The following is a 9,358-nucleotide window of genomic DNA, read 5'->3' on the forward strand; positions in this document are numbered from 1 at the left end:
GCGGTCATCACGACCGCCGCCCGGGCCGTTCCCGTACCCCGGGTGCTCTCACCCCAGCCGTGCCAGCCGTTCCACCGCCTCCTCCAGCACCTCGTCCTTCTTGCAGAACGTGAACCGGACCTGGCTCCGGCCCGCCTCCGGGTCGTCGTAGAAGACCGAGACCGGCACCGCCGCCACCCCGCAGCGCTCCGGCAGCGCGCGGCAGAAGGCGTACGCGTCCTCATCGCCGAACGGGGAGATGTCGGTGGTGATGAAGTACGTCCCCTCCGGCTCGTACACCCGGAAACCCGCCGCGCGCAGGCCCTTCGCCAGCAGGTCCCGCTTGCGGTGCATGTCCGCGCGGAAGCCGGTGAAGAACGCGTCCGGCAGGGCCAGCGCCTCGGCGATCGCGTACTGGAACGGGCCCCCGCTCACGAAGGTCAGATACTGCTTCGCCGCCCGCACCGCCGCCACCAGCGGCGCGTCCCCGGTGACCCAGCCGATCTTCCAGCCGGTGTACGAGAACGTCTTCCCCGACGAGGAGATGGACACCGTGCGCTCGCGCATCCCGGGGAGCGCGGCGATCGGGTGGTGCGCCCCGGTGAAGACGAGGTGTTCGTAGACCTCGTCGGTGACCACCAGGAGGTCGTGCTCCACCGCGAGGGCGGCGATCCCGGACAGTTCGTCGGGGGTGAGCACCGTGCCGGTCGGGTTGTGCGGGGTGTTCAGCAGCAGGAGGCGGGTGCGCGGGGTGATCAGGGTGCGCAGTTCGTCGAGGTCCGGGCGGAAGTCCGGGGCGCGCAGGGTGAGCGGTACGCGCTTCGCGCCCGCCAGGGCGATGCAGGCGGCGTACGAGTCGTAGTACGGCTCGAACGCGATGACCTCGTCGTCCGGTTCGAGGAGGGCGAGCAGGGAGGCGGCGATCGCCTCCGTGGCCCCGGTGGTCACCAGGACCTCCGTCTCCGGGGACCAGGTCAGGCCATAGAAGCGCTCCTGGTGGGCGGCGACGGCGTTGCGCAGCTCCGGGACGCCGGGGCCCGGCGGGTACTGGTTGCCGTGGCCGGCGCGCAGCGCCCGGACCGCCGCCTCCCGGATCTCCTCGGGGCCGTCGGTGTCCGGGAAGCCCTGGCCGAGGTTGATGGAGCCGGTCTGCCCGGCCAGCGCGGACATCTCGGCGAAGATCGTCGTGCCGAACGCGGCGAGGCGGCGGTTGAGCGGCCCCCGTCCCTGCGCCGGGTTTCCCTGGGTCGGTCGTCCCTGTGTCATGGGCGCCATCCTGGGCCGAAGCTCTGGAGTTGCTCAAGTCCGCTTTGGCGCGCGGCGGCCTTGGGAATCCCCCTGTCACACAACAACGGGGAAGCGACGGGGGACCTCGCTTCGGGGGAAAGAAAGGCGGGTGGGGGCCATGGGCGTCTTCATCGCGACAGTGATCGCCGCGGCCGTCGTCGGAGTGCTGCTGGCCGTTCTGCGGGCCACCGGCGGCGGCAGGCCGTCGAACAGGCGCAAGGGAAGCCGACGTTCGTCGAGCGTGGCATCGGGGGGCGGCGACAGCTTCGGCGGTGGCGACTCCGGCGGTGGCTGGTGGTCGTGGGGCGACTCCGGCTCGGGCGGGCACTCCGGCGGGCACTCCTGCGGCGGCGGCTCGTCGTGCGGGGGTGGCGGCGGAGGCGGCTGCGGCGGGGGCAGCAGCTGACGGGGCCGTCCTCGCACGGTCACCCACAGTGACCCGAGGCCGGGCGTCCGGAGGGTGAACTCCCTCCGGACGCCTTTTTGTTGAGCGACGCGGTCGTTTTCGGTTGAACAAGTGAACCGTTGAGCCCCCGAGGGGATGGAAACCACGGCAAGTTGGGCGAAAACACTGTGAGTGCGGCGTACTTCGTGATTCCCTCGTCGAAGAGAACATTCAGCCCTCGGACCCCAGTTGGACCAGATCGGGCGCTCCCCACCTCCCACACACCGTCATTCAGGGGGCGTCCTGCTGTCCATGTGTCCATGTGTGTTTGCGGAGCCCACCCATGCTCACCACCCTCCAGACGGCCTATTCCGATACCCGCGCCGCCGACCTGGCCTGGATGCTGGGGCGGGAGCCGCTGCCCGCCCTGGCGGTCCTCGACCTCCGGCTCGACGGCGCCGAACTCCAGCTGAGGCTGCTCGGCGCCTCCCACCAGGTGCTCCTCCAGGAGGACGGCGGGGTCTGCTCCGAGACCGTGGCCTGTATGCCCGGCAGCAGCACCCCCCTGCCCCTCGGCGTCTCGAAGCGGCTCGGGGACCGGGAGTACGAATTCGCCGCGCGCGTCGAGACCCTGACCCAGGGACAGTTCGCCGGGCGCGCGCAGGAGCTGCTCGCTCTGGTGAGCGACCACCCGCACGGTCTGGTGGGCACCTTCCCCGGCAGCCCGTACGCCTTCACCGCGATGCTCGCCCAGCGCACCGAGGGCCAGGTGCGGTGGCGCACCTGGCACGCGTACCCGCAGGAAGGGCAGTTGGTGGTGACCCGGACCCGGGTGGGGGTGCGGATTCCCGCGCCCGCGGCCTGAGCGGCAGGGGCACTTACACCCGTGTGGGTGACAAGGTGCGACGGTGCCGTGACGTAGCGTTCGCAGCATGATCGACCAGCAGATGTCGCTGCGAGGGGGCGCGGCGCGGCTTCCCGTACGGCCGAGGACCGGCCGGTTCCTGGTGCTGGCCGCGGTCTTCGTCTGCGCCGCCTGCGGTCTCGTCTACGAGCTGGAACTGGTCGCGCTCGCCTCGTATCTGATCGGCGATTCGGTCACCCAGGCCTCCGTCGTGCTCTCCGTGATGGTGTTCGCGATGGGCATCGGCTCGCTCCTCGCGAAACGTTTACGCTGCCATGCCGCCGTCGGTTTCGGGATGATCGAGGCGGCCCTCGCACTGATCGGCGGCTCCTCGGCGCTGGTGCTCTACGCCTCGTTCGCCTGGCTCGGCGATTCGCAGTACGCCCTGGTCGGGTTCTCGCTGGCGATCGGGGTGCTGATCGGCGCGGAGATCCCGCTGCTGATGACGCTGATCCAGCGCGTCGACCGGCAGGACGCGGGCGGGGCCGTCGCCGACCTCTTCGCCGCCGACTACGTGGGCGCGCTGGTCGGCGGTCTCGCGTTCCCCTTTCTGCTGCTGCCGATGCTGGGCCAGTTGACCGGCGCTCTGTTCACCGGGGCGGTCAACGCCGCGGCGGGCGGCGCGCTGGTGCTGTGGGTGTTCCGGCGCGACCTCGGACCCCGTGCCCGCTGGCTCCTCGTCCTGGTCAACGTCTCGGTGATCGCGGTCCTGGCCACCGCCACGGTCCTCGTCGACGACTTCGAGCGGGCGGCGCGGCGGGCGGTGTACGGGGACCAGGTGCGGGTCGCCGTGCAGACCGGGGTGCAGGAGGTTGTGGTGACCGGCACCGACCGCGATTCCCTCGGCCTCTACCTGGACGGCCGGCTGCGGGTCAGCGCCCGCGACGAGTACCGCTACCACGAGGCGCTGGTGCACCCCGCGATGAACGGGCCCCGCGCCCGGGTGCTCATCCTGGGCGGCGGCGACGGGCTCGCCGCCCGTGAGGTGCTGCGCTACCGGGACGTCCGCGCGGTCACCGTCGTCGAGCTGGACCCCGCCGTCACCCGACTGGCCCGCACGGACCCCGCCCTCTCCGAGCTGAACGGCCACGCCCTCCGCGACCCCCGGCTCACGGTGGTCGGGGCGGACGCGTTCCCCTGGCTCCGGGCCGACCACGGCCGGTACGACGTGGTGATCTCGGACCTCCCGGACCCGGGCGTCACCGCCAGTACGAAGCTGTATTCGGCCGAGTTCTACGGGCTGGTCGCCGAGGCCCTGGCCCCGGACGGGCGGCTCGTGGTGCACGCCGGACCGCTGGGGGCCCGGCCGCAGACCTTCTGGACGGTGGAGGCCTCGGTGCGCGCGGGCGGCCTCACGACCCGCCCGTACCGCGTCACCGGCCGGTACGCGGGCTTCGCCGCGAGCCCGGACCGGGGCGGCGGTGACGCACGGGAGCGGGAGGACTGGGGATTCCTCCTCGCCGGACCGGGCCCGGTGCCGCAGCCCGCGCTGGCCGCCGAGGGGCCCGTACCGCGGTCGCTGGGCGGCCGGGAGCTGCGCGAGGGGGCGCGGGCGGCGGCCGAAGCGCGGCTGCCGGGGCTGATCCCGTCGACGCTGATCCATCCGCGGTACTGGGAGGACGCGTGAGCGGGGACGGTGGGCGGCCCTCGGCTTTCGGCTGTCGAAGCGCTGACGTTCGGGCCGTGGCCGATTAGGCTCGGTTGCCATGGAGCATGAGGTGTTCGTTCCGGTTCCCGTCCCGACCCTGCTGCGCACGCTGGGGGATCCCGCCCGGGTCGCCCGCTGCGTCCCCGGCCTCCAGCAGGACGCCGACGCGTCGGTGTCGCCCCTGGCGGGCCGGCTGAAGCTGCGGGCCGGCGGCCACACCATCACGTACCGGGGCGAGCTGCGGCTCACCGGTCCGGAGGGCGGCCGGTTCTCCGTCACCGGGAAGGGGGTGGAGGCCCGGGGCACCGGTGCGGTCGAGCTGGCCCTGACCATCGGCCTCACGGAGGCGGACGGCGGGACGACGCTCGCCTACAGCGGTACGGCCGACGGGGACGGGCGGCTGGTCGAGCTGGAGGAGGGCGCGGCGCTCGCGGCCGCCCACCGGCTCCTGGACCGCTTCACCCAGCAGCTGGTGACGGAGTCCCTGGCGGCGCGGCAGGTGGACGCGGGGGAGGACCCTGACGCCGGCGGCGACGAGGACGGCGCGGTGGTCGCGGAGGGGCTTGCGGGCGACGAGGAGGCAGCCGGGGCCGGCGAGGCAGTCGGGGTCGGCGAAGGCGTCGCCGGAGAGGGCGGCGAGGGCTCCGAGGAGCTTTCCACCGACGCGCAGGCCGACGTTGATGCGGGCGGTGACGCGGATGCCGATGCCGGCGACGACGCCGACGTGGATGACGACGACCCCGCGTCCGTGTTCGACGCGCCCGTGCCGCCGCCCACGCTCGATCCCGTCGCCGGGGTGGAGTTCACCGTTCCGGACGAACCGCCCGCCGAGGCCGCGCACGCCCGCCGCACGATGATCGGCCGCAGCGCCGAGGAGGTCGACCACGCGCCCCCGCGCGGCCGCTACGCCCCCGTGCCCTCCCCGGAGGCGGGCGGTGCGAGCACGACCCTGCGGTGGGTCGCCCCCGCCGCGGCCTTCGCGCTCGCCTCCGCCGTGGTGCTGGGCCGGGCGCTGCGCCGCCGGAGGTAGCGGAGGGCCGAGGTGGCGGAGGGCGGAGGCGACGGACGCCGGTGACAGCGGGTGCCGGCAGGCGGTGCGAGCCGAGGCGGCGTCCGGAGCCGGTAGTGGCGGGGGCCGAGGTGGCGGCGGCCGGCGGCGGTGGCGGGCCAGTAGGGTCGTCGGGTGAGCAGGAGCGAAGAGAACGTCAGGCTGACCGTCGGCGACGCCGAGTTGACCGTCGACCCCGTGCACGGCTGCCGCATCAGCAGCCTGCGGATCGGGTCCACCGAACTGCTCCGCCAGGGCGAGCGGTACGGCTGCTTCCCGATGGTGCCCTGGTGCGGGCGTACCGGGTACGGGAAGTTCCGCAACGGCGACGCGCTCCACGAACTGCCGCCGAACTCCCCGCCGCACGCCATCCACGGCACCGGCCGGGACACCTCCTGGCGCACCGCCCACACGGCCGCCGACGTCGCCGAGGGCCGGGCTGCCTTCTACTACGACCTCGCCGAGCCCTGGCCGTACGAGGGCCGGGTGACGCAGACCTTCGAGCTGACCGCGGACACGCTGACGCTCGGCCTCGCCGTCGAGACGTACGGCGACTCCTTCCCGGCCCAGGCCGGCTGGCACCCCTGGTTCCACCGCACCCTCGACCGCCGGGACGCCGAACTGTCCTTCGACGCCGCCTGGCAGGAGGAGCGCGGCGAGGACCATCTGCCGACCGGCAACCGCATCGACCCGCTGCCCGGCCCGTGGGACGACTGCTTCGGCATGCCCGACGGCGTGAACGTGAAGCTCACCTGGCCGGAGCGGCTGGAGCTGACGGTGAAGAGCCGCAGCGAATGGGTCGTGATCTACGACGAGCAGGACGAGGCCGTCTGCGTGGAACCGCAGTCCGGTCCGCCGAACGGGCTGAACACCGCGCCCCGGCTGGTGACCCCGATCGACCCGCTGGAGATGGCGACGACCTGGAGCTGGGCCCGGCTCTGACCCGGTGCCCGGCGGTGGGCCCGGGCATGGGGGCCGGGCGTGGGCCCGTGCGGCACCGCTTACCCTCGTGGACATGACTGACGTACGCGCTGACCTGCTCCAGCAGATCAAGGACAAGGCCGTGGTGCACGGCAAGGTGACCCTCTCCTCGGGCCTGGAAGCCGACTGGTACATCGACCTGCGCCGGATCACGCTGGACGGCAAGGCCGCGCCGCTGGTCGGGCAGGTCATGCTCGACGCCACCGCCGAGCTGGACTACGACTGCGTCGGCGGGCTGACGCTCGGGGCCGACCCCGTCGCCACCTCGATGCTGCACGCCTCCGCCGCGCGCGGTAAGAGCCTGGACGCGTTCGTCGTCCGCAAGGCGCAGAAGGCGCACGGGATGCAGCGCCGGATCGAGGGCACGGACGTCAAGGGCCGTCGCTGCCTGGTCGTCGAGGACACCTCGACCACGGGCGGCTCGCCGCTGACCGCCGTCGAGGCGGTCCGTGAGGCTGGCGGCGAGGTCGTCGCCGTCGCCGTGATCGTCGAGCGCGGGGCCGCCCCGGCCGTCGCCGAGGCCGGGCTGCCGTACGTCCACGTCTACTCGGTGGCCGACCTCGACCTGGGCTGAGCCCTCCCCGGACCCGGTTTCACGTGAAACCGGGTCCGCCGGGTGGAGCCGGATGGCAAGTCTGGGAAGATGGGGGCGACGATGACGTCGCCCCCAGGTCAGGGACTCACAGCCTGCACACCCGCACATCCCAAGGAGCGGTCAGATGCCCATCGCAACCCCCGAGGCTTACGCCGAGATGCTCGACCGGGCAAAGGCGGGCAAGTTCGCCTACCCGGCCATCAACGTGACCTCGTCCCAGACCCTGCACGCCGCCCTGCGCGGCTTCGCGGAGGCCGAGAGCGACGGCATCGTCCAGATCTCCACCGGTGGTGCGGAGTTCCTGGGCGGCCAGTACAACAAGGACATGGTCACGGGCGCGGTCGCCCTGGCCGAGTTCGCGCACATCGTCGCGGCGAAGTACGACGTCACCATCGCGCTGCACACCGACCACTGCCCCAAGGACAAGCTGGACGGTTACGTACGTCCGCTGCTCGACGTCTCCGCCGAGCGCGTCGCCAAGGGTCTGAACCCGCTGTTCCAGTCCCACATGTGGGACGGCTCGGCCGAGACCCTCGCCGACAACCTGTCCATCGGCCAGGAGCTGCTGGCCAAGGCCGCTGCCGCCAAGATCATCCTTGAGGTCGAGATCACCCCGACCGGCGGTGAGGAGGACGGCGTCACGCACGAGATCAACGACGAGCTGTACACGACCGTCGACGACGCGCTGCGCACCGCCGAGGCGCTCGGTCTGGGCGAGAAGGGCCGCTACCTGCTGGCCGCCTCCTTCGGCAACGTCCACGGCGTCTACAAGCCGGGCAATGTCGTGCTCCGTCCCGAGCTGCTGAAGGACCTCCAGGCGGGCGTCTCCGAGAAGTACGGCAAGCCGGCCGGCAGCCAGCCGTTCGACTTCGTCTTCCACGGCGGCTCGGGCTCCACCGCCGAGGAGATCGCCACCGCGCTGGAGAACGGCGTCGTGAAGATGAACCTCGACACCGACACCCAGTACGCCTTCACCCGCCCGGTCGCGGACCACATGTTCCGCAACTACGACGGTGTCCTGAAGGTCGACGGCGAGGTCGGCAACAAGAAGACCTACGACCCCCGCACCTGGGGCAAGCTCGCCGAGGCCGGTATGGCCGCGCGCGTCACCGAGGCCTGCGCGAACCTGCGCTCCACGGGTACGAAGCTGAAGTAACCACCCGTCCGCACGGATGCACGTAGGCGCGGACGCACGGACGCACGGTGTCGGGCCCGGTCCTCCTTCGGGGGGCCGGGCCCGTTGCCGTGCCGGGAGAAAGAAGAGGATCTGCTGTGGGCGCGCCCTACGATTTCGATACCGCCGTCGACCGCCGGGGCACCTGGTCGGTCCAGTGGGACGGGGTCGCCGACCGGTTCGGGGTCGACGGCCTGCTGCCGTTCACCATCTCCGACATGGACTTCACCACGGCCCCCGAGGTGCTCGCCGCGCTGCGGGACCGGCTGGAGCACGGCGTCTTCGGCTACACCACCTGGCAGCAGGACGACTTCCGCTCGGCGATCGCCCACTGGTACGCCACCCGGTACGGCGCCGAGGTCGACACCGGGCAGCTGGTCTACGGGCCGTCCGTGCTCAGCCAGCTCTCCCAGCTCCTCCAGATGTGGACGGGGGAGGGGGACGGTGTCGTCGTCCACGCCCCCACGTACGACGGCTTCCGCAAGGCGATCACCGGGCTCGGGCGGGAGCTGCGCGGGGTGCCGGTGGGGGACGAGGAGGCGCTGGAGCGGGAGCTGGCGCGGGCGGACGCGAAGGTGCTGGTGCTGTGTTCGCCCCACAATCCGACGGGCCGGGTGTGGACGGCCGACGAGCTGGCCCGGACGGCCGTGCTGGCCGAGCGGTACGGGGTCGCCGTGATCAGCGACGAGATCCACGCGGACTTCGTGCACGAGGGGGGTGTGGGGCGCGTCCATGTGCCCTGGGCGCGGGTGGCGGGCTCCGGTCGTTGGGCGCTCGTCACCTCCGGGTCGAAGGCGTTCAACTTTCCGGCGTTGACCGGGTCGTACGGGTTCATCGGGGACGCGGGGGACCGGGCGGAGTTCCTGCGGAGGATGGAGACGGCGGAGGGGCTGGCGTCGCCCGCCGTGCTGTCGCTGACCGCGCACATCGCGGCGTACCGGGAGGGGGCGGGGTGGCTGGACGCGGTGCGGGCGTATGTGGCGGGGAACCTGGGGTTCGTCGCGGAGCGGTTGGCCGCGGACCTTCCCGAGCTGGGGTGGGTGCCGCCGCAGGCCGGGTATCTGGCGTGGATCGACCTGCGGGGGGCGGGGGTGGTGGAGGACGAGGCGTTGCAGCGGGTGCTGGTGGAGCGGGAGGGGGTGGCGATCATGGGGGGTTCCGTCTACGGGGCGCCGGGGTTCGTCCGGCTGAACGTGGGGTGTCCTCGGGAGAAGGTTGTGCGGGGGGTGGAGGCGTTGGTGCGGGGGGTGGAGGCCGTGCGGTAGTCGGTGGTTTCGGGGGGGGGGGCCCCCGGGCCCCCCCCCACGAGAGCCCGCGGGGGGTGTATATACTCGGGGGGGGGGGTAGTGGGGGGGCG

9 protein-coding genes are annotated in these 9,358 nt (G+C 72.6%); 8 read left to right on the plus strand and 1 reads right to left on the minus strand.

The window, feature by feature from the left end:
- Positions 1-48: 48 nt before the first annotated feature.
- The gene (locus tag ACFWM7_RS30390; RefSeq protein WP_383266638.1) at positions 49-1,254 is read right to left on the minus strand and encodes a pyridoxal phosphate-dependent aminotransferase; all 1,206 of its coding nucleotides are present in this window, start codon (positions 1,252-1,254) and stop codon (positions 49-51) included.
- A gap of 130 nt (positions 1,255-1,384) precedes the next feature.
- Here ACFWM7_RS30390 and ACFWM7_RS30395 point away from each other — a divergent pair, with 130 nt between their 5' ends.
- From ACFWM7_RS30395 to ACFWM7_RS30430, 8 genes are all read left to right on the plus strand, one after another.
- Positions 1,385-1,672, plus strand: coding sequence for a hypothetical protein (locus tag ACFWM7_RS30395; RefSeq protein ID WP_383266640.1), 288 nt, complete (start codon positions 1,385-1,387; stop codon positions 1,670-1,672).
- Positions 1,673-1,994: 322 nt separating this feature from the next.
- A complete protein-coding gene (locus ACFWM7_RS30400; RefSeq protein WP_383266643.1) occupies positions 1,995-2,516 on the plus strand; it encodes a DUF2617 family protein in 522 nt (173 codons plus the stop codon).
- Positions 2,517-2,583: 67 nt separating this feature from the next.
- The gene (locus tag ACFWM7_RS30405; RefSeq protein WP_383266645.1) at positions 2,584-4,182 is read left to right on the plus strand and encodes a polyamine aminopropyltransferase; all 1,599 of its coding nucleotides are present in this window, start codon (positions 2,584-2,586) and stop codon (positions 4,180-4,182) included.
- Between the two features lie 79 nt (positions 4,183-4,261).
- Entirely contained in the window at positions 4,262-5,233 is a 972-nt protein-coding gene (locus ACFWM7_RS30410; RefSeq protein WP_383266648.1) for an SRPBCC family protein, read from the plus strand.
- Positions 5,234-5,386: 153 nt separating this feature from the next.
- The gene (locus ACFWM7_RS30415; protein ID WP_383266650.1) at positions 5,387-6,193 is read left to right on the plus strand and encodes an aldose 1-epimerase; all 807 of its coding nucleotides are present in this window, start codon (positions 5,387-5,389) and stop codon (positions 6,191-6,193) included.
- 73 nt (positions 6,194-6,266) lie between these two features.
- Positions 6,267-6,806 carry an orotate phosphoribosyltransferase gene (gene pyrE / locus ACFWM7_RS30420; protein WP_383266653.1) on the plus strand — a complete coding sequence of 180 codons (540 nt, stop codon included), beginning with the start codon at positions 6,267-6,269 and terminating at the stop codon, positions 6,804-6,806.
- A 145-nt stretch (positions 6,807-6,951) separates the two neighbouring features.
- Positions 6,952-7,983: a class II fructose-bisphosphate aldolase gene (fbaA, locus tag ACFWM7_RS30425; RefSeq protein WP_383266656.1), complete on the plus strand. Its 1,032-nt coding sequence runs from the start codon at positions 6,952-6,954 to the stop codon at positions 7,981-7,983.
- A gap of 116 nt (positions 7,984-8,099) precedes the next feature.
- Positions 8,100-9,266 (plus strand): MalY/PatB family protein, encoded by a 1,167-nt coding sequence (locus tag ACFWM7_RS30430; protein WP_383266659.1) that lies wholly within the window; start codon positions 8,100-8,102, stop codon positions 9,264-9,266.
- Positions 9,267-9,358: the final 92 nt, after the last annotated feature.

It is taken from the genome of Streptomyces sp. NPDC058375 (assembly GCF_042723425.1).
Taxonomy (GTDB): Bacteria; Actinomycetota; Actinomycetes; order Streptomycetales; family Streptomycetaceae; genus Streptomyces; species Streptomyces durocortorensis.